The 23,421-nt window shown below is 72.0% G+C and carries 19 protein-coding genes; 7 read left to right on the top strand and 12 right to left on the bottom strand.

All coding sequences use genetic code 11. The features are described from left to right. Window positions 1-2: 2 nt before the first annotated feature. Window positions 3-1,295, bottom strand: coding sequence for an extracellular solute-binding protein (locus ACFY0K_RS01125; RefSeq protein WP_390637998.1), 1,293 nt, complete (start codon window positions 1,293-1,295; stop codon window positions 3-5). Window positions 1,296-1,559: 264 nt separating this feature from the next. On the opposite strand from ACFY0K_RS01125, the gene ACFY0K_RS01120 reads away from it, so the two are divergent. Beyond that, window positions 1,560-2,567, top strand: coding sequence for a LacI family DNA-binding transcriptional regulator (locus ACFY0K_RS01120; protein ID WP_390638829.1), 1,008 nt, complete (start codon window positions 1,560-1,562; stop codon window positions 2,565-2,567). A 28-nt stretch (window positions 2,568-2,595) separates the two neighbouring features. On the opposite strand, the gene ACFY0K_RS01115 is transcribed toward ACFY0K_RS01120, so the two are convergent. Then, on the bottom strand, window positions 2,596-4,974 hold the full coding sequence (locus ACFY0K_RS01115; RefSeq protein ID WP_390638828.1) for an alpha-L-fucosidase: 2,379 nt from the start codon (window positions 4,972-4,974) through the stop codon (window positions 2,596-2,598). Between the two features lie 257 nt (window positions 4,975-5,231). On the opposite strand from ACFY0K_RS01115, the gene ACFY0K_RS01110 reads away from it, so the two are divergent. Next, entirely contained in the window at window positions 5,232-6,575 is a 1,344-nt protein-coding gene (locus tag ACFY0K_RS01110) for an amidase (protein WP_390637997.1), read from the top strand. Window positions 6,576-6,660: 85 nt separating this feature from the next. On the opposite strand, the gene ACFY0K_RS01105 is transcribed toward ACFY0K_RS01110, so the two are convergent. Further along, complete coding sequence (locus ACFY0K_RS01105; protein ID WP_390637996.1) at window positions 6,661-7,242, bottom strand: TetR family transcriptional regulator; 582 nt, start codon at window positions 7,240-7,242, stop codon at window positions 6,661-6,663. Window positions 7,243-7,343: 101 nt separating this feature from the next. Between ACFY0K_RS01105 and ACFY0K_RS01100 the strand changes: the two genes are divergently transcribed. After that, a complete protein-coding gene (locus ACFY0K_RS01100) occupies window positions 7,344-8,327 on the top strand; it encodes an aldo/keto reductase (protein ID WP_390637995.1) in 984 nt (327 codons plus the stop codon). A 109-nt stretch (window positions 8,328-8,436) separates the two neighbouring features. Beyond that, a complete protein-coding gene (locus ACFY0K_RS01095) occupies window positions 8,437-9,408 on the top strand; it encodes an SDR family NAD(P)-dependent oxidoreductase (RefSeq protein WP_390637994.1) in 972 nt (323 codons plus the stop codon). A gap of 25 nt (window positions 9,409-9,433) precedes the next feature. Here ACFY0K_RS01095 and ACFY0K_RS01090 read toward each other — a convergent pair whose 3' ends face one another. Beyond that, window positions 9,434-9,916: a GNAT family N-acetyltransferase gene (locus tag ACFY0K_RS01090; protein WP_390637993.1), complete on the bottom strand. Its 483-nt coding sequence runs from the start codon at window positions 9,914-9,916 to the stop codon at window positions 9,434-9,436. A gap of 58 nt (window positions 9,917-9,974) precedes the next feature. Beyond that, a complete protein-coding gene (locus ACFY0K_RS01085; protein WP_351955552.1) occupies window positions 9,975-10,148 on the bottom strand; it encodes a hypothetical protein in 174 nt (57 codons plus the stop codon). Window positions 10,149-10,653: 505 nt separating this feature from the next. Between ACFY0K_RS01085 and ACFY0K_RS01080 the strand changes: the two genes are divergently transcribed. Then, window positions 10,654-11,031: a hypothetical protein gene (locus tag ACFY0K_RS01080; RefSeq protein ID WP_390637992.1), complete on the top strand. Its 378-nt coding sequence runs from the start codon at window positions 10,654-10,656 to the stop codon at window positions 11,029-11,031. 25 nt (window positions 11,032-11,056) lie between these two features. After that, the gene (locus ACFY0K_RS01075; protein WP_390637991.1) at window positions 11,057-11,827 is read left to right on the top strand and encodes an SDR family oxidoreductase; all 771 of its coding nucleotides are present in this window, start codon (window positions 11,057-11,059) and stop codon (window positions 11,825-11,827) included. Between the two features lie 66 nt (window positions 11,828-11,893). On the opposite strand, the gene ACFY0K_RS01070 is transcribed toward ACFY0K_RS01075, so the two are convergent. From ACFY0K_RS01070 to ACFY0K_RS01045, 6 genes are all read right to left on the bottom strand, one after another. Further along, window positions 11,894-13,420 carry an SDR family NAD(P)-dependent oxidoreductase gene (locus ACFY0K_RS01070; protein ID WP_390637990.1) on the bottom strand — a complete coding sequence of 509 codons (1,527 nt, stop codon included), beginning with the start codon at window positions 13,418-13,420 and terminating at the stop codon, window positions 11,894-11,896. 103 nt (window positions 13,421-13,523) lie between these two features. Next, a complete protein-coding gene (locus ACFY0K_RS01065; RefSeq protein ID WP_351955556.1) occupies window positions 13,524-14,855 on the bottom strand; it encodes a wax ester/triacylglycerol synthase family O-acyltransferase in 1,332 nt (443 codons plus the stop codon). Between the two features lie 149 nt (window positions 14,856-15,004). Beyond that, on the bottom strand, window positions 15,005-17,338 hold the full coding sequence (locus ACFY0K_RS01060; protein ID WP_390637989.1) for a GH92 family glycosyl hydrolase: 2,334 nt from the start codon (window positions 17,336-17,338) through the stop codon (window positions 15,005-15,007). Between the two features lie 174 nt (window positions 17,339-17,512). Next, window positions 17,513-18,733: a glucose-1-phosphate adenylyltransferase gene (gene glgC, locus ACFY0K_RS01055; RefSeq protein ID WP_351955558.1), complete on the bottom strand. Its 1,221-nt coding sequence runs from the start codon at window positions 18,731-18,733 to the stop codon at window positions 17,513-17,515. 104 nt (window positions 18,734-18,837) lie between these two features. Next, entirely contained in the window at window positions 18,838-19,989 is a 1,152-nt protein-coding gene (glgA, locus tag ACFY0K_RS01050) for a glycogen synthase (RefSeq protein WP_390638827.1), read from the bottom strand. A 38-nt stretch (window positions 19,990-20,027) separates the two neighbouring features. Beyond that, on the bottom strand, window positions 20,028-20,843 hold the full coding sequence (locus ACFY0K_RS01045) for a (2Fe-2S)-binding protein (protein WP_390638826.1): 816 nt from the start codon (window positions 20,841-20,843) through the stop codon (window positions 20,028-20,030). Window positions 20,844-21,054: 211 nt separating this feature from the next. Here ACFY0K_RS01045 and ACFY0K_RS01040 point away from each other — a divergent pair, with 211 nt between their 5' ends. Further along, entirely contained in the window at window positions 21,055-22,182 is a 1,128-nt protein-coding gene (locus ACFY0K_RS01040) for a DMT family transporter (RefSeq protein WP_390637988.1), read from the top strand. Here ACFY0K_RS01040 and ACFY0K_RS01035 read toward each other — a convergent pair. Further along, the gene (locus ACFY0K_RS01035; RefSeq protein WP_390637987.1) at window positions 22,172-23,374 is read right to left on the bottom strand and encodes a transglycosylase family protein; all 1,203 of its coding nucleotides are present in this window, start codon (window positions 23,372-23,374) and stop codon (window positions 22,172-22,174) included. The two genes, ACFY0K_RS01040 and ACFY0K_RS01035, sit on opposite strands and share 11 nt — an antisense overlap. Window positions 23,375-23,421: the final 47 nt, after the last annotated feature.

Raw genomic sequence — 23,421 nt, 5'->3', positions numbered from 1 at the left:
TCTCAGCCCTCCTGCTGGAGCAGCCGGTCGCAGGCCTTGACAGCGTTGTCGAGGGCCGCCCTGGGGCTCTCCTTGCCCTGCAGCGTCTTGGCGACCTCGTTGCGCAGCGCGGTCTTCATCTGGTCGCTGAACAGCACCGGCGTGTAGTTGACCGCGTTCTTCAGCGACTTGGCGGCGGCGATGCGCACCCGGGTCTCGTCGGTGCCGTCCTCCTTGGTGAAGTACGGGTCGTCGAGGGAGCCCGCGGTGCTGGGGAAGATGGCGACCTTCTTTGCGAAGGACATCTGGTTCTGCGCGTCGGTCACGAAGTGCGCGAAGGCGACGGAGGCCGCCGTGTGCTTGGTCCGGGAGTTGACCATCACGCCCATCACGTACATGTTGACGTGCCCGGTGCTGGTGATCTGGTCGGTGATGCCGATGTTCTGGTACAGGTTCGGCGCCTGCTTCTTGAAGTTGTCGAGGTCGAGGGCGCTGCCGGGGTTCATGGCGACGGCCCCGGTGAGGAACTTCTTGCCGGTGGACTCGGGGGTCGCGGTCAGCGCCTGCGGGTCGAGCGCCTTGGCGTCGTACAGCTCCTTGTACTTGGTGAGCAGTTCGACGCCCTTTGCGTCGTTGAAGGCGAAGCCGGTCCCCGCCTTGTTCATCAGCTGCGAGCCGTAGCGCCCGAAGTCCTCGATGGTCGGCACGTTGGCGAGGGTGGCGACTTTGCCGCCGCTCTGCTGCGCCATCTTCAGCGCGTCGGCGAAGAGCTCGTCGTACGTCTTCGGCGGCTGGTCGGGGTCGAGTCCGGCCTGCTTGAACAGGGTCTTGTTGTAGAAGAGCGGCCCGGTGTTCAGGTACCAGGGGAAGGCGTACGTCCCGCTGGTCCCAGGTATCTCGTGGCTGGCCCAGGCGCCCGCCAGGTACTCGGACTTGTACTTGGCCGCCGCCTTGTCGAGGTCGAGGGCGAGGCCCGCCTTGGCGAGCGGGGCGACCAGGTCCGGGGAGACGTTGACGACGTCGGGGAGGGTGCCGCCGGCGGCGTCCGCGCTGATCTTGTCGGCATAGCCCTCGGCGGGCTGGTCGATCCACTTCACATGGGTGCCGGGATACTTCTTCTCGAAGTCCGCGACCAGGCCGTCGAAGTACGACTTGAAGTTCGCGCGCAGGTTCCAGGTCTGGAAGGTGATGTCGCCCTCGACCTTGCCCGAGGCGTCGGTGGAACCGCCGTCGTCCCCGCCGGAACCGCAGGCGCTCAGCGGCAGGGCGAGGACGGCGGCAGCGGCGAGGGCGAAGGCTCTGCGGGAGATGCGCATGGTCCGTTGCTCCTTTGCAGCGGGGTCGGCCGAAGGTGCCGCGCCAGACCTTGCACGCCGTTTTGACGCCACGTCAATGGATTCGGCGCAGCTAAAGACATTAGTGACTCAAAACCCCTGCTCACAAAGGTGTTACGAACGCATTGCCACGGATCACTAATGCGCTTTAGGGTGTGGCGACTCAAGCGCATTAGCAGATCGCGGTCCCGAACCGAATGAGGAAGTGAGTTGGCGGAGAAACGCAGCCCCGCGCGCCGGCCGACGATGAAGGACGTCGCGCGCCGCGCCGGAGTCTCCGAGAGCGCGGTCTCCTTCGCGCTCAACGGCCGTCCCGGAGTCTCCGAGACGACCAGGGCCCGGGTCCAGCGGGTCGCCGAGCAGCTCGGCTGGCGCCCCAGCACGGCCGCCCGCGCCCTGTCCGGCGAGGGTGCGGCCACGGTCGGCTTCGTCCTCGCCCGTCCCGCGCACTCGCTGGGCGTGGACTCCTTCTTCCTCCAGCTGGTCTCGGGCATCCAGGAGGTGCTCGCCGAGCGCCATCTCGGGCTGCTCTTCCAGATGGCGGAGGACGTGGCCGACGAGTGCGCGGTCTACCGCCGCTGGTGGGCCGAACACCGGGTCGACGGCGTTCTGGTCGTCGACCCCCGCGCCGACGACCCCCGCCCCGACCTGCTCGACGAACTGGGCCTGCCCGCCGTGGTGATCGGCGGTGCCCCCGACGAGCGCCACCCCGAACTCTCCACGGTCTGGGCGGACGACGCGGCCGCGATGGCCTCGGTGGTCGACGAGCTGACCCGGCTGGGTCACCGGCGCATCGTGCACATCGCCGGCCTGCCCGGCCTCGCGCACACCCAGCGCCGGATCCGCACCCTGCGCGCCGAGGCCGACCGGCGCGGCCTGTCCGAGGTCCACTCGGTCACCACCGACTACTCCGACGCCGAGGGCGCGGCCGTCACCCACCGCGTCCTGCGCGCGACCCCGCCGCCCACGGCCCTCATCTACGACAACGACGTGATGGCCGTGGCCGGCGTGGCCGCGGCGGCCGAACTCGGCTGCTCCGTCCCCGCCGACGTCTCCGTCGTCTCCTGGGAGGACTCGGCTCTGTGCCGCATGGTCAAGCCCTGGCTCTCCGCCCTCTCCCGCGACAGCACGGAGTTCGGCCGCACGGCCGCCCGGGAGCTGACCACCCTGCTGGACGGCGGCTCGGCCCGGGCGGTACGGGTACCGGTGCCGCGTCTGACGATCCGGGGCAGCACGGCACCCGCCCGCGTCTAGAGCGAGCCGCGGCGGCCTCCCGCCGGGCTCACCTGCGCCAGTCGATCTTGAAAACCCACACGTGCTGTCCCGCCCGCCGGGCCGCCTCGGGCACGTCGATCACCAGGGCGCCGTTGGAGAGCGTCCAGGTCAGGGGGCGGCCGTGGCCGAGCATGGTCACCTTGTCGCCGGGGCGGACCGGTACCGGGGCCTCGACGGTGAGCCTGGTGCCCGGCCGGGTCAGGGAGTGGATGTAGAAGGCCTCGTCCGGGCGGACCGTGAAGCGGAGATCGTCGCCCAGCTGGGGCATGCGCGACCAGTACGTGGTGCCGTGGATCGCCTCGCCGTTGACGGCGAGCCAGGCGCCCGTCTCGCGCAGCCGGGTCTGCATGATCTCCGGGATGGTGCCGTCGGCGCGCGGGCCGATGTCCAGGAGGAAGTTGCCGTTCTTGGAGACGATGTCGACCAGGCTGTGCACGACCTCCTCGGTGGTCATGTAGGCGTCGTCCGGGGTCTGACGGTTGTAGCCGTAGCTGCGGGGGTCCAGGCCGCGGCTGGCCTCCCACTTGGCGACGACCGTGTCCGCGTACGTCGTGTACTCGGGCGTGGTGAAGTCGTGGAAGCCGATCCCCGAGCGGTCGTTGACGGTCACGTCGACCGGACGGGCGCGGTTCTTGGCGTGGTTGAAGTACTCGGCGAGGACGTCGACGCTGTCGTTGGCGCCGCCGATGTCGCACCAGATGATCTCCGGGTCGTAGCCGTGGATCAGTTCCAGCATCTGCGGGGCCTGGTAGTCCCGGACGAAGTCCTTGCCGGAGGTGTAGCCGGTGTACGGCAGCGGCTCCAGGGTGTACGGGTTGCGCGGGGCGTGGCCCATCCAGGGGCTGTCCGGGTTGAACCACTCGGGCATGGAGAAGTAGAGGCCGCGGTGGAGTTCGGGCGTGTACCGCCGGGACGCCTCGAACAGCTCCTTGACCAGGTCCCGTTTCGGGCCGAGCTTGACGGCGTTGCGGTCGGAGACCTTGGTGTCCCACAGGGCGAAGCCCTCGTGGTGCTTGGAGGTCAGGACGTGGTACTGGGCCCCGGCGTCCCGGAACAGCTCCACCCAGGCACGCGGGTCGAACTTCTCGGCCGTGAAGCGCGGGATGAAGTCGTCGTAGGCGAAGTCCGCGCCGTAGGTGTCCCGGTGGTAGGCGTACGTCGGGTTGTTCGGGTCCTGCATCTGGTCCCAGTACCACTCGGCGTACTGCACCCCGACCGGCGCCCACGCGGGCACCGAGTAGACGCCCCAGTGGATGAAGATGCCGAACTTGGCGTCGTTGAACCAGTAGGGCGCCCGGTGGCCGGCCAACGAGGTCTCGGTGGGCCGGTAGTCGGCGGTACCGAGCGTCAACGTACGGCGATTGGCGGCGACTTGCGTGCCCCGGCCGTGGACGGTGACCGTGCCGTCCCGCTCGGTGCCGGGCGCGGTGCCCGTGCGGTTGCGGATGCCGACGCGGACGCGTGCCTGTTCGCCGGGGTCGAGGCGGTGGATGCGGGCGGGCTCGACGGTGCGGGCGCCGGGGACGTCGACGCGTACGGACACCGCGTCGCCCGCGACGATCGCGACGGTGCCCGCGTTGACGACGGTGGCCTCGACGCTCTGGGCGCCGGTGGTGTCGAGCAGCGAGCTGGTCGACCGCGTGTCCCGCAGAGTCAACGCCCGCCCCTGGGCGACGGGTTGCAGGGAGAGCGCGAAGACGTGCAGGGCGGTCCTGCCGGCCTCCGCCGGGTTGGTGACCGGCAGGGTGAGGGCGACGGCCTCGCGCTGCGGGTCGATCCACACCTCGCAGGTGCCGATCCCGACACCGTGCGCGTCCTTGCCGCCGTCCGGCTGGTAGCGGTACGGCGCCGAGAGGGGCCCGCCCACCGAGTACCAGTCGCCGCCGCTCAGGCCACCCGTGCTGGTCGTGCCGTCGGCGTAGTGGACGGTGGCCGTGCCGGAGGCGTTGCCGTAGCTGCCGGCGGTGAGGAAGAGCGCCGACAGGTAGCGGCCCTTGGGGAGGTCCAGGCGCTGGCCGAGCGCGACGACGTTGTTCTTGGCGCCCGCGGTGGCCGCCGGGAACTCGAAGGGGATGCCGTCGACCTCGACCCGGCCGGCCGGGAGTTCCTCGCCCGGGAACGTGTAGCCGGAGCCGTCGAAGTCACCGCCTCGGGCGGCGGCGGTGTCGATGCCATCGTTGTCATAGAGGGAGTCGAGCGGTACGGGAACGGGGTCGGGGACGGGAACCCAGGACGACACGGCCTCCGCTTCGGCCCGGTCGCCGTCCGCCCCGGCGCCGTCCGCTCCGGCGGCGTGCGCCTCGGCCGGTACCGCGAGGGGCAGGGCGACCGCCGCGGCGGCGCCCGCCGCGATCCCCAGGACCTGACGTCTTGGACAAGGAGACATGCTCATTGCGCGGCTCCATTCATCGGATGTCTGATGATTGAGCGGGCGCAGGGGCCTGTCAATGGGGCCCGCACGAACAAGAGTTGACCCAGTGGTCGGATGACCCGCGACGAGATTGCGGTCACCGACGGCTGCGCCGCGGCAGATCCGGTCCCTGCGACTGGGAGCCGGGACTCTCGACGCGGAGCCCCGCGACCGGGCAGAGTGCCCTTTCGTACCGACGAGTAAGCCGCCTTCCCGCACCCCGAGGAGTGCCCGTGACCGACTGGGCCGGACGGACCGCCGCCGAGATCGCCGCCGCCGTACGCGAGAAGCGTGCCACTCCCCGGGAGGTGGTCGCCGGGCACCTGGAGCGGATCGCCCGGCTGGACGGGCGGATCGGCGCGTTCCGCAAGGTCCGGACGGACGCGGCACTGGCCGAGGCGGACGAGGTCGAGGCCCGTGCCGACCTCGCCGGACTCCCCCTCGCCGGGGTGCCGTTGGCGGTGAAGGACAACCTGGCGGTGCGCGGCGAGGCGCACCTGGACGGTTCGGCCGCGATGCCGGACACGCCCGCCGCCGCGGACCACGTCACCGTGGCGCGGCTGCGGGCGGCGGGCGCCGTGGTCATCGGGCTGACCAACGTGCCCGAGCTGTGCGTCTTCGGCACCACCGAGGGGGCCCACGGCATCACCCGCAACCCGTGGGACACCCGGCGCAGCGCGGGCGGCTCCTCCGGCGGCAGCGCGGCCGCGGTCGCCGCCGGGCTGGCGCCGATCGCCCTCGGCAACGACGGCATGGGATCGCTGCGCATCCCCGCCGCCAACTGCGGTCTGGTCACCATCAAGCCGGGGTTCGGCGTGGTGCCGGCCGGGATCGGCAACGGCGACTGGTTCGGCATGTCGGAGAACGGGCCGCTGGCGACCACCGTGGCGGACGCCCGGCTGATGCTCTCGGTACTGGCGGAGAAGGAGTTCGAGGACGCCGCCGGGCGCGCCCCACTGAAGATCGCCGTCTCGCTGCGCAGCCCGCTGGTGGGCGTGACCGTCAGCAGACCGTATACGAAAGCGGCGACGGAGGCGGCCGGGCTGCTCGCGAGCACCGGACACGAGGTACGGCGCGCCGACCCGCCGTACCCGGCGTCGATCGGGGTCACCGCGATCCGGCACTGGACCGCCGGGACGGCCGTGGACGCGGCCGGCCTGGACCCCGCCCTGCTGGCCCGGCGGACCCGGGTGCACGCGGCCATCGGGCGCCGCTTCCTGCGCGGGGTGCAGGCGGGCGACGCCCGCGAGCGGCTGCGGGCACGGCTCACCCCGTTCTTCACCGAGCACGACGTGCTGCTCACCCCGGCCCTGGCCCGCCACGCCCCGAAGGCCGGCCCGTGGCACGAGCGCGGCTGGCTGCGCAACGCCTTTGCCGGATCCAACTACTCCCCCCTGACCCCGGCCTGGAACCTCACCGGCTGGCCGGCGATGTCGGTCCCGTTCGGCACGCTGCCCTCGGGCGCTCCCTGCGCCGTACAGCTGGTGGGCCGGCCGGGGTCGGAGGCGGTCCTGCTGGAGCTGGCGCGGCAACTGGAGACGCTGCGGCCTTGGCAGCGGACGGCACCGGTCGGCTGAGCGCCGCGACGGGCCGTCGTTCGAGCACGGCGCCGTCGTTCCGCCTCGCGAAGAATGCAGGCAGTGGAATGCCCCTCGAGGAGTGCTACGCCCGCTTCGGTTCGGTCATCCGGCGGGCGGCCTCCACGACCGCCGCGCGGTGCAGGGCGAGCCGCTCCTCGTTCCAGGACTCGCTGAGCTCCTTGGGGTCGACGCCCTCGGCGGCCCAGAACCAGGCCTGGGCCGCGGCGAGCACCAGGGTCAGGAGGTCGTCGGGGGCCATGGCCGGGTCGAGGTCGCCGCGCTGCTGCGCCTCGGCGACCAGGGCCGCCTTGTTCCGGAAGGCGTCCTGTTCGAATCCGGTGGCGGAGGGGCGCTCCAGCAGCTTCCACAGTCGCAGGCGCATCAGGTCCGGCCGGGCGACCAGGTGGTCGAAGATCGCTCCGGCGTATCCGGGCAGGTCCTCGACGTCGAACGGCACGGACTCGGCGCCTGCCGTCATCGCCCGGGTCAGCACCTCGTCGAAGAGCTGTTCCTTGTTGCCGAAGTAGACGTAGATCAGCCGCTTGTTGGCCCCCGCGGCCTCGGCGATCCGGTCCACCCGGGCACCGGCGATGCCGTACGCGGCGAACTCGCTGAAGGCGGCGTCGAGCAGCCGGGCCTTGGTGGCGCTGGAATCCCGTGACATGACCATCACCCTACCAAGTAACTATCCAGTTATTGACATGCCGCCCAAGCAGGCTTACGGTCAAGGTATCTATCCAGTTAGTTATGGAATTGAGGAACCTCATGGAACAGCGCGCACTGGGCGGCCAGGGCCTGACCGTCGGCGTCCAGGGCCTCGGCCTCATGGGCATGAGCGCCTTCTACGGCGCAACCGACGAGACCGAGTCGCTGGCCACCGTCGACCGGGCGCTGGAGCTCGGCGTCACCCTGCTGGACACCGCCGAGAGCTACGGCCCCTTCGTCAACGAGCAGCTGCTCGGCAAGGCGCTGGCAGGGCGCCGGGAGTCCGCCGTGGTCGCGACCAAGACCGGCGTCGAGATCACCGACGACGGCCGGGCGGTCGGCCTGAACGGCACACCGGAGTACGTGCGGCACGCCCTGGACCGGTCGCTGCGCCACCTCGGCACCGACCACGTCGACCTCTACTACCTGCACCGCATCGACCCCAAGGTGCCGATCGAGGACACCGTCGGCGCCCTGGCCGAGCTGGTCGCCGAGGGCAAGATCCGGCACATCGGTCTCTCCGAGGCCTCCGCGGCGACCATCCGGCGCGCCCACGCCGTCCACCCGGTCACCGCGCTGCAGGTCGAGTACTCCCTCTTCGAGCGCGACATCGAGCACAACGGCGTCCTGGACACCCTCAGGGAGCTGAACATCGGCCTGGTCGCCTACTCCCCGCTGGGCCGCGGCTTCCTCTCCGGCGCGATCACCAGCCCGGACGACTTCGCCGACGACGACTGGCGCCGTACCGACCCGCGCTTCCAGGGCGAGAACTTCCGGCGCAACCTCGACGTGGTCCGCGAGGTCCGCCGGCTCGCCGCCGGCAAGGGCGTCACCCCCTCCCAGCTGGCCCTGGCCTGGGTCCGGCACCAGGGCGCGGTCGCCATCCCCGGAACCAAGCGCCGCCGCTACCTGGAGGAGAACATCGCCGCCACCGGGATCACCCTCACCGCTGACGACCTCGCCGCCATCGAGGCGGTCGCCCCGCACGGCGTGGTCACCGGCGAGCGGTACGCACCGGAGTACATGGGGACCCTCAACGGCTGACCGCCGACGCCGCCCCCGCCCTCGGAGATCATGCCGATCTTCGGGTGACCGGACCGGGACGCGTCCCGGTCACACCACACCCCCCACAGACCCACAGGAGACACCCCTCATGTCCGCATCCCAGACCCCCGCACCCCAGACCCCCGGCACCTTCGGGGTCACCACCACCGCCGCCGAGGTCGTCGACGGCGTCGACCTGCACGGCCGCCGGGCCGTGGTGACCGGAGCCAGTTCCGGAATCGGCGTGGAGACGGCCCGCGCGCTCGCCTCGGCCGGCGCCGACGTCACCCTGGCCGTGCGCGACACCGCGGCGGGCGACCGCGTGGTGGCCCGTCTCGCGGCCGGACTCCCGGCCGGGTCGGGCGAGTTGACCGTGCGACGGCTCGACCTCGCCGACCGGTCGGCCGTCGCGGCCTTCGCGGCCGGCTGGCAGGGCCCGCTGCACATCCTGGTCAACAACGCCGGCGTGATGGCCCCGGCCAGGGTCACCCGCACCCCCGACGGCCATGAGCAGCAGTTCGGCGTCAACCACCTGGGCCACTTCGCCCTCACCACCGGCCTGCACCGGGCGCTGGCGGCGGCGGACGGCGCCCGGATCGTCTCGGTCAGCTCCACCGGGCACCTCTTCTCCCCCGTCGTCTTCGACGACCTGGACTACCGGTTCCGCCCCTACGACCCGTGGACCTCCTACGGCCAGTCGAAGACGGCCAACATCCTGTTCGCCGTCGCCGCGGCCGAACGCTGGGCCGACGACGGCATCACGGCCAACGCCCTGATGCCGGGCAACATCGCCGACACCAACCTGGCCCGGCACATGGACATGAAGCAGGTCGAGGAGTTCATCGCGTCGGGCGAACTCGCCCTGCCGCCGCAGAAGACGGTGGAGCAGGGCGCCGCCACCTCGGTACTGCTGGCCGCGTCGCCGGCCGTGGCGGGGGTCACCGGCCGCTACTTCGAGGACTGCGCGGAGGCCAGGCCGGTCACCGGGCGGGCGGGTGCAGTCGGCGGGGTCGCGCCGTACGCCCTGGACCGGGACAACGCGGCCCGGCTGTGGCACGTGTCCGAGGCGCTGATCGGCTAGGACGCCGGGGCGCAGGCCGGCCGGGTCACAGGGCGCGGTACATGATGTGCAGGCCGACCGGTCCGTGCTTGGGGTGGTCGAAGGCCTGCGGGACCGTGCCGAGGATCGTGAAGCCGAGGGAGGTCCACAGGGCCACGGCGGGGTTGGTCTCGACGACGGCGTTGAAGACCATCGCCCGGTAGCCGTTCGCCCGGGCCTCGGCGAGGACGTGCTCGGCGAGGGCACGTCCGATGCCCTGGCCGCCGCGGTCCGGGTCGACCATGAAGCCGGCGTTGGCGACCCGTGCGGCGGGTCCCCCGTAGTTGGGGGTCAGGTAGGCGGAGCCGACGACGGCTCCGGTGGGGTCCTCGGCGACGTAGACCCGTTTCGCCGGGCTCATCCACAGGGCGCGGGCCGCCTGCTCAGGGGTGTCGGGGTCCCAGCCGTAGGTCTCGGCGGCGGCGACGATCCGGTGCCAGAAGGGCCAGATCTGCGGCCAGTCGTCCGCGGTGGCTTCTCTGATCAGCATGGGCGTGAGTCTCGCACGCCCATGCGCGTCGGCGATCGCGACGGGACTGACCGGCCGGTCAGTCCACGCTGGGCAGGATGTGGGGCTCGGCGAGATCCTCCTCGTAGCCGGCGAGGCGGATCGGGGCGGACCGGGCCCACACGTCGAGGCTGCCGAGCTGTCCGGGCCTGCTGCCCGCGCGCTCCGTGCGTTCCTTGGGGCGCTGGTCGCGATTCGTCTTGTCAGGTGTCACCGCGCACTCCTTCTGTGTCGGTCACCCTCGGGGCGGTACCGGACAGTCTGCGTTCCGGTGCTCGGCGCCCGCTCGGGTCTGGGTCAAAGGCCGGTTCGGACGCGGTGGCGCCGGTAACTCACAAGAGAGCAGGCCGTTGTCGACCGGCTTGTCCCCGGGACGGACCGTGGGTGTGGGTGGGACCCCTTGGTGCTGTCCGTCCCCTACAGATTAACCAAATGAGCGGGGGTCCGCTCGATAGGGAGTGCAAACAAGGTGTAACTATCGCGAGTCGCTCCGCAATTCAGCGATCCCGAAATGAACCTGTTCGTAACATCATGCCCTGTTTACGGCTCACCGGCCCACCCCTTGAATTCGAACATGAATTCCAAAAGGTCGACACCCGGCCGGCCGCGGCGGGCCGCGGCCGCACCAGGCTGTGCAGTTCAGGTTGCGTTGGCCGGGCCGAAAACTCGACATGATCCGATGGCGCAGGACAACGGCTGTCTCGCGGAAGGACTGACGCATGGAGCTGCGCAGCGTCGAGGAGCTGATGGATCTGCTGTACGCCTGCCGGCACCAGCGCGCACTGCGCGCCGCGGCACTGCTGCGCCGCAGGCGCCCCGCCGACAAGGAGCTCCAGGTGGCAGGCCTGGTGCACGGCATCGGGGAACTGCTCGGCCCCGCCGACGGCGCCGCGCACGCGGTCCGCCACCTGCTCGGGGAACGCGTCTACCACCTCGTCCGCGGGGACCGCACCGCCGCCGACGACGACGTGCTGCGCCTGCGCCAGGCGGACGAGGAGAGCCGCACCGCGGGCTTCGACGCGGGCGTCCTGGAGGACTGGCGGACCGTCCTGGAACTGGTCGCCGCCCGCAACTCCCGCCTGGGGGCTGTCGACTGACGTCCCGTCATGAGACGGTACGGCGATGACGTCATCGTACGGGCCGTCGTACGGGCTCCGGGGCCGGGCGGCCGTCGTCACCGGCGGCACCCGCGGGATCGGGCGCGCGGTCGCCGAGGCGCTCGCGGCGGCCGGTGCGCTGGTGTGCGTGAGCGCGCGGGACCCGGACGAGGTACGGCGTACGGCGGCCGGGCTGGGCGGGGTCGGCCTGGCCGGCAGCGTCGGCGAGCCGGAGCACGCCCGGGAGCTGACCCGGCTGGCGCTGACCGAGTTCGGGCGGCTGGACGTCCTCGTCAACAACGCGGCCACCAACCGCCCGTACGGCCCGCTCATGGACGCCGACCTGGGCCTGTGGCGGGAGGCGTTCACGGTCAACGTGGAGGCCCCGCTGCGGCTCACGCAGTGCGCGTGGCGCGGCTGGATGCGGGAGCACGGCGGCTCCGTGATCAACATCTGCACGGAGGGCGCGGCCCATGTCGGCCCCCACGTGGGCGCGTACGGCACCAGCAAGGCGGCGCTGCTCCATCTCACCCAGCAGCTGGCGGGTGAACTGGCACCCCGGGTGCGGGTGAATTCGGTGTCGCCGGGGCTGGTGCGCACCGAGATGGCCCGCTTCATGTGGGAGCCACGGGAGCAGGAGATCGCTGCCGGCCTGCCGCTGGGGCGGATCGGGGAACCGGAGGACGTGGCGAGTGCGGTGCTGTGGCTGGCCTCGGACGCGGCGGAGTGGGTGACGGGAGCGGACCTGGTGGTGGACGGCGGTACGAGGGTACGAGCGGCGCACACAGCAACCTAGGGACGCGGGGAACTGCGCGACCAGCCCCCACGCACCGGCACCCGCACCCGCACGATCACGCGGGATTCACCACTTGCCCGGCTCGTAGTCCTTAAGGAAGACCCCGTACACATCGTCGCCCGTCTCGCCCCGCACGATCGGGTCGTAGACGCGGGCGGCCCCGTCGACCAGGTCGAGCGGCGCGTGGAAGCCGGCCTCGGCCAGGCGCAGCTTGTCGTAGTGCGGGCGCTCGTCGGTGATCCAGCCCGTGTCGACGGAGGTCATGAGGATGCCGTCGGTCTCGAACATCTCCGTCGCGCTGGTCCGCGTGACCATGTTCATGGCGGCCTTGGCGGCGTTGGTGTTGGGGTGCCCGGCGCCCTTGTAGCCGCGGCCGAAGACGCCCTCCATCGCCGAGACGTTCACCACGTAGGCCCGGCCGCGCGCCGCCCGCTTCGCGGCCGCGGCCATGGCCGGCCGGAGCGCACTGATCAGGATGAACGGCGAGGTGTAGTTGCAGAGCTGGGTCTCAAGCAGCTCGATCGGCGAGATCTGGTCGATGGTCTGCACCCAGGTATTACTGTCCACGACGTCCGGGACGAGGCCGCCGGCGTCGATCGCGGTGCCGTCCAGGTGCCGGGCCACGCTGGCGTTGCCCGCGACGAGGGCGAGGTCGGCGACCTGCTGCGCGTCCAGGCCGCTGGTGCCGAGGGGCAGCGCCGCGAGGCCGTCGACCGCGCCCGAGTTGAAGGCGCCGATGACCTGGTGGGCGGGGAGCTCACCGGCGGGCAGCGGGGCGCTCTCGCCCTCGACCAGGGCCGCGTACGCGGACGGCAGCCGGCGTACCGTCTGGGTCGCGTTGTTGATCAGGATGTCGAGCGGGCCGGCCGCACCGACCCGCTCCGCGAGGGCGACGGCCTGCGCGGGGTCGCGCAGGTCGATGCCGACGACCTCCAGCCGGTGCAGCCAGTCCGCCGAGTCCTCCATCGCCTTGAACCGGCGGATGGCGTCCTTCGGGAAGCGCGTGGTGATCGTCGTGTGGGCGCCGTCACGCAGCAACCGCAGCGCGATGTACATGCCGATCTTGGCGCGGCCGCCGGTGAGCAGGGCACGCTTGCCGGTCAGGTCGGCGCGGGCGTCGCGCTTGGCGCGGTTCAGCTCGGCGCAGTCCGGACAGAGCTGGTGGTAGAAGTAGTCGACCTCGACGTAGCGGGTCTTGCAGGTGTAGCAGGAGCGCGGGCGCTGGAGTATCCCCGCGACCCTGCCCTCCTCGGTCCGGGAGGAGGGCAGCAGGCCCTCGGTCTCGTCGTCGATGCGCTGCGCGGAACCGGTCGCGGTGGCCTCGGTGACCGCCTTGTCGTGGGCCGTCTTGGCGGCCCGGCGCTCCTGGCGGCGGCGCTGCTTGACCGTGCGGTAGATGCCGGCCGTGGCCCGGCGCACCGCGATGGCGTCCGGGTGGTCGACCTCCAGCTCGTCCAGTTCCGCGAGCACGCCGAGGCAGACGGCGAGCCGCTCGGGGTCGATGCCGGGGCCGTGGACCACGGCCCCGTCCACGGCCTCGACCGCGGCCCGCACCGCTTCCTCGGCCGCCGGGCCGTCCTGTGTCACCGTCATCGCGCTGCCGTTTCCCTGGTCCACCAGCGGCGCTCCGACTCGCGCCCGCTTTCGAACCCGGAATTTTACGGAGCGCCGGGCATTACCTCCAAACCCGGCCGGATCACGGATCGCAGACCGCGATCAGCGAGACCACCTCGTCGGTGACCGCGCGGGCCAGCACGTCGAGGTCGGGAACGGCGCTGGCGTCGGCGACCAGGCCGTAGTGGACGCGGTTGCGGTAGGTGGAGATGGCGACCGCCAGGGACTGGCCGGGCGCGAGCGGGGCCAGCGGGTAGACGGCCGTGAGCGGGTGGCCGCCGAGGCACAGGCCGACGCCCGGCAGCGGCACGCTGGTGACCAGGATGTCGAACCAGAGCCGGGCGGCCTGGCCGACGAGCGGGCCGCCGAGCCGGTGCCCGAGCGCGGGCACGTGGTCGGCCAGCAGGGCGACGGCACCGGCGCCCCGGTTGGGGCCGGCGTCCTTGTTGCGGACCATCGCCGTGCGGACGCGGTCGAGGCGGGCGAGCGGGTCGGGGTTGTCGACCGGAAGCCGTATCAGGTACCCGGAGAGCCGGTTGCCCTGGGGGGACGCGGTGCGCGGGCGGCGCCTGGAGACCGGGATCAGGGCGCGCGGGGCGACGCCCTCGGTGCCGTCGCCGCGCTCGTCCAGCCAGCGCCGCAGGGCGCCGGCGACGACGGCGATCAGGACATCGTTGACGGTGCCGCCGACGGCCTTGCGGACCCGGTGCACGTCGTCGATGTCGAGGTCGACCCCGGCGATGCTGCGGGTACCGGTGGGCTCGGACCTCAGCGCGGCCGACGAGCTCACTCCGAGGGCGGACAGGGCGACGGAGGCACCGATGTCGAGGGCCCGGCCCACGTCGGAGAGGGCGCCGCGCACCAGCTCGGGGAGCCTGCGCACGTCGGGCAGGGCCAGCATCGGGCGCGGCGGCTCGATCGAGCGGGGGGCGCGCACCGGCAGGTCGAGCGGGTCCATGACGCCCGCCGCCAGCTTGAGGGCGCGCAGCCCGTCGGCGAGGGCGTGGTGGAACTTGAACAGCACCGCGAAGGACACCCCGTCCTCGCCGGGCAGCACGTGCGCCTCCCACGGCGGCCGGCCGCGCTCCAGCGGACGCTCCATCAGCCGGCCGGCGACGGCGTGGAAGTCGGCGGTCGGGGCGTGCAGCCGGACGTGGTTGAGGGGGTCGAAGTCCGGGTCGGTCTCGCGGGCGGCACCGCCGAACGCGAGCGGCTGCCAGACGTCTCTGATGCGCATCCGCAGTCCGGGTACCGCGGCGGCCCGGGCCGCGAGCAGGTCGGCGGCGTGCGCGCCGGCGGTCGGCGAGTGCGCCGAGAAGACGCCCAGCGCGCCGAGGTGCATCGGGTGCTGTTCGGACTCGATGTTCCAGAAGGCCAGATCGAGCGGGGCGAGCAGGTCAGCAGTCGCAGTCATCGAAAAGGGTGCCTCGCGTTGACGGAGGGTGGATCAGCAGTCAAACGCCGACTCATGATTACGGTCAAGTACGATCACGCTACGCTCAGTTAACAGCAGATTAAGTCCCGCCTCCTCCGAAAGAGGCGGGACTCCTGCGGCACCTGAGGTCACTTCAGCGCCGGTGGTCCCGCCTCGGGTGACGTACCCCACTCCGACGGGCGCGGGCCGACCGTGAACGCCAGCGAGCGCAGGGAGCGCAGCGCCCCGGTCGTCAGATACGTGCGGCCGTAGTCGGTGCCGTCGGTGCGGGCCTGCTGGATGTACCGGTGTCCGGCGGAGGTCCCCGGCGCGGTCACCGTGAACCCGCCGCTCGGCCAGAAGCGCCGGTCGAGGCGGACGTCGGCCCGGTCGAAGACGGGCGTGGACAGGCCCCAGGTGCCGTAGCCGGGCTGCACCGGGAAGAGGCCGAGGGACGACAGGACGTTCCAGGCGGACATGGTGCCGAGGTCGTCGTTGCCGGTCATCCCGGTCGGGCCGTCGGTGAACAGGGTCAGCGCCGCGTGCACCACGTCGGTGGTCTTCCAGGGCTGGCCGGTGGAGAGGTAGGTGTACGGGGCGATCAGGTCGGGCTCGTTCATGGGGTTGTAGACGGCCGCGTTGTAGTAGGTGTACGCGTTGCCGTGCACCCACACGTCCCGCGCGGTCTTCGCCGGGTCGGCGAGCAGCCTGTCGTAGGCGAAGAAGGAGTCGAGCCGTGCGTTGGTGGCGCGCTCGCCGCCGATCAGGGAGATCACGCCGGGCAGGTCCTGCGGGACGAGCCACTGGTACTGCCAGGCGGTGCCCTCGTGGAAGCCGATGCCGCGGGCCGGGTCGGGGTCCCCGGTGAAGGCGCCGGAGGCGTCGCGGGCGCGGAAGAAGCCGGTGGAGGGGTCGAAGACGTTGCGGTAGTTCTGCGCCCGGGTGGCGTAGCGGGCCGCGTCCTCGACATGGCCGAGGTCCCGGGCCATCTGCCCGAGCATCGCGTCGGACAGCGCGTACTCCAGGGTGACGGAGGCGCCGTGGTCGTAGTCGGAGTCGCCCACCTTGGTGTGCGGGCGGCCCCTGAGGTACGGCGCGTAGCCGTCGGCGAGGTACTCGGCGTTGGCCTCGCGGCCGACCCCGGCGTTGGCGGCCGGCGGCACGCCGTCGGCGTTCTTCCGCAGCGCCCGGTAGGCCTGCTCCTCGTGGCCCTTGAGCAGGCCCAGTTGGTAGGCGGTGGTCAGGAACGGGGTGACCGGGTCGCCGGTCATGATGTTCGTCTCGACCGTGCCGTAGCCCCACTTGGGCAGCCAGCCGCCCTCCTCGGCGATCCTCAGCACCGACAGGGCCATGTCGCGGGCCTCGCGCGGGGCGAGCAGGGCGAGGGCCTGGGCCTGGGTGCGGTAGGTGTCCCAGAGGGACCAGTTCTGGAAGTAGGTGAACCCCTGGGCGCGGTGGATCCGGCGGTCCCAGCCGGTGTAGCGGCCGTCGGCGTCCTCCCCGACGTTGGGCGCGAGGAAGGTGCGGTACAGGGACGAGTAGAAGGTACGGCGCAGGGCCGGCGAGCCGCCCTGGACCCGGATGCCGGCGAGCCGCCGCTCCCAGGCGTCCCGGGCCGCCCGTCGTACCGTGTCGAACGAACGTCCGCCCTCGGCACGCAGATTGGCCTCGGCGCCGCGCGCGTCGACGTACGACAGGGCGGTGGTCGCCTCGACCGTGCGGTCCCGGGTGGTGTCGAAGCGGACGTAGGCGCCGTCGGCCCCGGTGCGGGCGCCGGGGGTGACCGCGGTGCCGTTCCAGGTGCCGTAGGCGGTGAAGGGGCGGCTGAAGCGGGTGACCGTGTAGACGGTGTAGGGGGCGGTCTCGCGGCAGAAGCCGTGGCCGGTGATCCGGGTGCGGACGGTGTGGTCGTCGAGGATCTCGACCTCGCTGCCGGCCGGCTTGTGCAGCGCCTGGTGCGCGTTGAGCAGGACGTTGGCCTTGCCGGTGGCCGGGAAGGTGTAGCGCTGGACGCCGGTTCGGGCGGTCGCGGTCAGTTCCGCCGTCACGCCCGAGTCGAGGCCGACGCGGTAGTAGCCGGGGCTCGCCGTCTCGTCGGTGTGGTCGAATCCGGCGGCGTACCTGGCGTAGTCCGTCTGCGTGACGTCGCCGGTGGTGGGGAGCACGGGCAGGTCGCCGCCGATGGCGCAGCCGACGCCGGAGAGGTGGACCAGGGAGAAGCCGCGGATCCGGTGCTGGGAATAGTCGTAGCCGGTGCTGTGCCCGGTGTCCGGGGAGAGCTGCACCATGCCGAAGGGCACGGCCGCGCCGGGGAACGTGTTGCCGTCGTCCTGGCTGCCGATGAAGGGGTTCACCAGGTCGGCGAGGCTGCCGTCGGCCGGTTCGGCGGCCTCCGCGGCGGGGGCGGTGAGCAGCGCGGACGCTGTCAGCACGGCGGCGAGGCACAGCCGGGTGCACCGGAGAGCCGCGGTGGTATGTGACATACCACCGGCGGTGGTATGTGACATACCACTGGCCTCTCTCGTCCCTCTCATGTCGGATGACCTCCGAAGTTCGACATTGCTGTCTGCATCGTGAGGGGAGAGTGGCCCAAAGTCCGGCAAATGAGGGTTATTCACTCGCAGCGCGTCGCGCCCGAGTTGGCGTGCGCGCGAGGGCTACGAGACGATCTGGCCCTTCCCGAGGGCGATGACCCCGCCCTTGGAGACGGTGTACAGCTCGGTGTCGCGGTCCGGGTTGACGCCTATCGTCGCGCCCGGCGGGACCTCGACGTTCTTGTCCAGGACCGCGCCCCGCACCACCGCGCCCCGGCCCACCACCACGTTGTCGTGCAGCACCGACCCCTGCACCACGGCACCCGGGTCGACCCGCACCCCCGGGGACAGCACCGACCGGGTGACCTGGCCCCGGATCAGGCAGCCCGCGCTGATGATGGACTCGCTCGCCATGCCGCCGGCGTTGAAGCGGGCCGGCGAGAGCTGGTACGAGTGGGTGTAGATGGGCCAGCTGCGGTTGAAGAGGTTGAAGGCGGGCCGCTCGGCGATCAGGTCCATGTGGGCGTCGTAGTACGCGTCGAGGGTGCCGACGTCCCGCCAGTAGCCGCGGTCGCGGCTCGTCTCGCCGGGGACGTGGTTGGTGCCGAAGTCGTAGAGCTGGGCCTCACCGCGGGCGGTGAGCTGGGGCAGGATCGAGCCGCCCATGTCGTGCACCGAGTCGTCGTCCTCGGCGTCCCGGTGCAGCGCCTCCACCAGGGCCTTGGTGGTGAAGATGTAGTTGCCCATGGAGGCGAAGACGCAGTCCGGGGCGTCCGGCAGACCCGGCGGGTCGGCGGGCTTCTCCAGGAAGGTCTCTATCGTCTGCCCGTCCGAGCCCGGGGTGATCACCCCGAACGCCGAGGACTCCGCGCGCGGGATGCGGATGCCCGCGACCGTGACCCCAGCTCCACCCTCGATGTGCTGCTGGAGCATCTGCCGGGGGTCCATGCGGTAGACGTGGTCGGCGCCGAACACCGCGACGTAGTCGGGCTGTTCGTCGTGGACCAGGTTGAGGGACTGCAGGATGGCGTCGGCGCTGCCCAGGTACCAGCGCGGGCCGAGCCGCTGCTGCGCCGGGACCGGGGTGACGTAGTTGCCGAGCAGGCTGGACATCCGCCAGGTGGTGGTGATGTGCCGGTCCAGCGAGTGCGACTTGTACTGGGTCAGCACGCAGATGCGCAGCACGTCCGCGTTGACCAGGTTGGACAGCACGAAGTCGACCAGGCGGTAGGTGCCGCCGAAGGTGACCGCTGGTTTCGCCCGGTCGGCGGTCAGCGGCATCAGGCGCTTGCCCTCCCCGCCGGCCAGCACGATCCCGAGTACCGAAGGTCCACCACGACGCATGGCCGCTCCCCTCACCCTGGTGCTCCATGCCTGCCCTGGGAGCACTCCCGTTAAGCCTGCACCGTGATCGCGTCGGACAGGCGGCCTGTTCGTTACGCCTGCCGTTACGCCTGTTTGAGGATCTCCTCGTAGAGCCGGACCGTGCGCCGGGCCACCGCTTCCCACCCGAACTCCCCGACGGCGCGCTCGCGTCCGGCCTCGCCCATCCGGCGGGCCGTTTCCCGGTCGCCGACGACGGCGTCCAGGGCCCGCGCCAGGCCGTCCTCGAAGTCGTCGTCCAGGTCGACCAGCAGGCCCGTCTTGCCGTCCTCGACGACCTCGGGGATCCCGCCGACCCGGGACGCCACCACGGGCGTGCCGCAGGCCATCGCCTCCAGGTTGACGATGCCGAGCGGCTCGTAGACCGAGGGACAGGCGAACACGGCGGCGTGGGTGAGGAGTTGGATGACGTCGGCGCGCGGCAGCATCTGCGGGATCCAGTGCACGCCCTCGCGGACCCGGCTCAGTTCCGCGAACAACTCGCGGAACTCCCGGTCGATCTCCGGGGTGTCGGGCGCGCCGGCGCAGAGGACGACCTGTGCCGCCGGGTCGATGTCCCGTACCGCACGCAGCAGATGGGGCACGCCCTTCTGGCGGGTGATCCGGCCGACGAACAGCACGTAGGGGCGCCCGGGGTCGATGCCGGTCCGGGCGAGGACGTCGGTGGCGCGGTCCGGGCGGTAGAGGGCGGTGTCGATGCCGTTGTGCACGACGTGGACCTTCGCCGGGTCCAGGGCCGGGTAGCAGTCCAGGATGTCGGTGCGCATCGCCCCGGACACGGCGATCACGCCGTCGGCGGCCTCGATCGCGCTTCGCTCGGCCCAGCTCGACAGGGCGTAGCCGCCGCCGAGTTGCTCGGCCTTCCAGGGCCGCAGCGGCTCCAGGGAGTGGGCGGTCACCACGTGCGGGACGCCGTAGAGCATCTTGGCGACGTGGCCGGCCAGGTTGGCGTACCAGGTGTGCGAGTGCACGAGTTCGCGACCTTCCAGGCCCGCGGCCATGGCGAGGTCCACGGAGAAGGTGCGCAGCGCGTCGTTGGCGGTGTCCAGGGCGGTCCAGGGGCGGTGCCGGACGACGCCGACCCCACGGCCCTCGCCCCAGCAGTGCACCTCCAGGTCGACCAGGGGCCGCAACTCCCTGGCGAGGAACTCCACGTGAACACCCGCGCCGCCGTAGACGTCCGGGGGGTACTCCCGGGTCAGCAGTCCGACTCGCACCCGCAACCCCTCGCTCTCCACGGCCGGTTGTTCCATGGTCACCCAGATGCGGCGCGCGGGGAAGAGCGCGGTGGTTGTGTGAAACAACAGTCACCGCAGACCCCGCCGCCCGGTACCCGGTAGTAGAGACAGCAGCTGCGGCGCCGGAAGGCCGGCCCGGTGCGGGTGCCGGTGGCGCTCAGCAGGGGGTGCGCGAAGAGGGCGTCGGCGAGGGCGCGGGTCCGGGCCGCTGCATCCGCACAGCTGTTCGCGCGCGCCCAGCGGTCCAGCTCCCGCACGGTACCGGCCAGCGCGGAGCCGGCGTTGCCCCACAGCAGGCCGGCGGCGAGGCCGTAGCGCTCCCGCAGGGCAGCCCCGAGGGGTTCGAGGTGGCCGTGCAGGACGACGCGTACGACGGTGTCGGCGAGCGCGGCCGGGCCGGTGCCGGTGCCGCCGGGCAGGGCGCGCAGCTCGGCGAGCCGGAGGTCGTCGGGGGCGGCGGCGCCGGGATCCCACAGGAGCAGGCCGGGATCGAGGTCGGGGAGGCGGCCGTAGCGGACGGCGCAGCCGAGGGCGACGGACCAGAGACGGGCGGCCAGCGCCTGGTGGGCGATGGAGGCGGCGACCCTGGGTTCGGTGGCACCCAGACGCCTCGAAACGGCGTCGACACGGAAAGTCAGGGCATTCCCGTAAACATCCGATGTGAGTTTTTTATAGGCCTTTGCCAGAGTTGTGGATTGGCCGGTTCGCGCCGCGTCGGGATCTCCTACCGCAGGCCGGACGGTGCGCAGGACGAAGAAGCCGCCGAGCGGGCGGAGCGCGGCGAGATCAGGGTCCAGGTCCTCGAACAGGTCCACGAACAGCAGTAGTACCAGGCCTCGCGGGATCCCGTGGGCGCGCCCTCTCCACCCGGCGGACCCCACCCTGGGGATGATCAGGATCCCGGCGTACTCCATCGGTAGTAGGACCCATTAGGTGCTCAGGTACGACGACGGGAAGCACGCGGACGGGCAGAGTGTTGCTCATGGAAGCCGACCGATCACCGCGCGGGGCCAACCGGCCGCGCCTGACGCAGAGGAGCCGAGTATGAGCGCCCTCGCGTTGTCCGTGTTGCTTTCCTTCGTCTCCGCCGTCGCCTACGCCGGCGGAGCGATCGTGCAGGAGCAGGTGGCGGTCTCCTCCCCCGACGAGCAGTACATGCCGCTGCGCCGCCCGAGCTGGTGGGGGGCGATGGCGCTCAACGGCCTCGGCGGCCTGCTGCACGTCGTGGCGCTGGCCTACGGCCCGCTGAGCCTGGTCCAGCCGCTGGGCGCGCTCACCATCGTGTTCGCGCTGCCCATGGCGGCCCTCTTCGTCGGCCGCCGGGCCGGGGCGACCGCCTGGCGGGGCGCGATCATGGCGACCGTCGGGCTGGCCGGTCTGCTCTCCCTGGTCGGCTCCTCCGACTCGCACACCCTGGAGTCCGCCGGACGGATCGGCGTCGCGCTGGTCACCGGCGGGGCGGTCGTCGCGCTGATGATCGCGGGCCGGGCCGCGCACCGGCACCCGGCGGTGCGCAGCGTGCTCCTCGCCACCGCGTCGGGCATAGCGTTCGGCATGTCCTCGGTGTTCACCAAGGTCGTGGCGATCGACTGGGACGGCGGGATCGCCACCGCCGACCTGCTCTGGCTGTCCGTGATCGGCGCCTACGCCGTCGCGGGCGTCCTGATCTCCCAGGCCGCCTACCGCGGCGGCGGCCTCGCCGCGCCGCTGGCCACGCTCACCGTGGTCAACCCGGTGCTGGCGGCGGCGGTCGGCATCACGATGTTCGGCGAGACGTTCCGCTACGGCCCGACGGGCACCCTGCTGGCGCTGGGCTGCGGTGTGGTCGCGGCGGGCGGCCTGATTCTGCTGACGACCGAGCGCATCGAGCGCACCCCGCACCCGGCCGAGCCGGTCCCGGTGCCGGAGCCCGCCGTGGCCGAGGTGTCGCCCGAGCCGCTGGTCGAGGCGCTGGTGGAACTGGCCGAGGCGGGCCTGGCGCAGGCCGATGCGCGGACGGAGCCCATGGAGGTCAGGCCGGCGGAGGCCGCCTCTCTGGTCGGGATGCCGCAGCAGCGGTCGGGGTCCGCGGCGCCGGACGTGGTCCCGGACGTGGCCGATGTGCTGCTGCCCGCCGGCGACTACGTGCACGGTCCGCTCCTGGACCGGCGCCGTACGCGGATCAGATCCTGACGCCGCCGGCCCGGAGATAGGCGACCGGGTCGATGTCCGTGCCGAAACCGGGCCCCGTCCGCACCTCGAAGTGCAGATGCGGGCCCGTGGCGTTTCCGGTGGAGCCCGAGCGGCCGATCCGCTGGCCCGTGGACACGCTCTGCCCGGCCCGCACGGAGATCGCCGACAGATGGCCGTACTGCGTGTAGCGGCCGTCGGCGTGCCGGATGACCACCTGGTAGCCGTAGGAGCCGCCCCAGCCCGCCGTGACGACCTGCCCGGCCTCGACCGCCTTCACGGAGGAGCCGGTGGGCGCGAGGAAGTCGACGCCGGTGTGGTAGCCCTTCGACCAGTGCGAACCGGACACGTGGTAGCCGGTGCCGATCGGGGCGTCGACCGGGGCGACGAGGGAGTGGCCGGTGTGGGTGGCGGCCTTCGCCTTCTCGGACTTGGTCTTCTCGGACTTGGTCCTGGTCTTTGCCTCGGTCTTCGGGTGGGCCCTGGTCTTGGCCTCGGTCTTGGTCCTGTCCTTGGGGGCGGTCGTACTCGCCCCCTGGCCCCTCAGGCTCAGCCGCTGTCCCGGCAGGATCAGGTCGGGGTCGGGGCCGACCGTCGTGCGGTTGGCCGCGTACAGCCGGTGCCAGCCCCCGGCCACGTCGTGTTCCTGGGCGATCCCGGAGAGCGTGTCGCCGTGCACGACGGTGTACATCTCGGCATGGCCGGCCCGGGACTGCGGCGTGGTCTGCGGCTGTACGTCCCGTACGGAACTCTTCGCGGCGTGGTGCGTCGCGGGGCGGGTGGCCGCGCTCTCGGTGTGTACGCCGGGGGTGTCGCCGCCGCGGGTGAGCCCGGCCCGCACCGAGCAGACCGGCCAGGCGCCCGGCCCCTGGCCGTCGAGGACCTTCTCCGCCACCGCTATCTGCTGGTCCCTGGTGGCGAGGTCGGCGCGCGGCGCGTACCTCGTGCCCCCGTAGGCCTCCCACGTGGACTGGGTGAACTGCAGCCCGCCGTAGTACCCGTTGCCCGTGTCGATGCCCCAGTCGCCGCTGGACTCGCAGGCGGCGACCCGGTCCCAGGTGGACCCGGAGGCCGCGTCGGCGCTCGAGGCGGCGGCGAGCGGGAGCGCGAGGCCGGCGCCGCCCGCTGTCACGGTGAGCGAGGCGCGGTTGATCCTGTTCGGCTGGTACCGGCGGTGCCGGCCGCGTTCGGCCATGTCTGGAGTCCCCCTCGCCACGCGCGTCAGGAAGGCCAAAAGTAAGC

Origin of the sequence: Streptomyces sp. NPDC001507 (assembly GCF_042894765.1) — a bacterium.
In the GTDB taxonomy this organism is placed as follows: domain Bacteria; phylum Actinomycetota; class Actinomycetes; order Streptomycetales; family Streptomycetaceae; genus Streptomyces.
The sequence above is the reverse complement of the archived record's forward strand: the minus strand, read 5'-3'. Positions and strand labels throughout refer to the sequence as shown.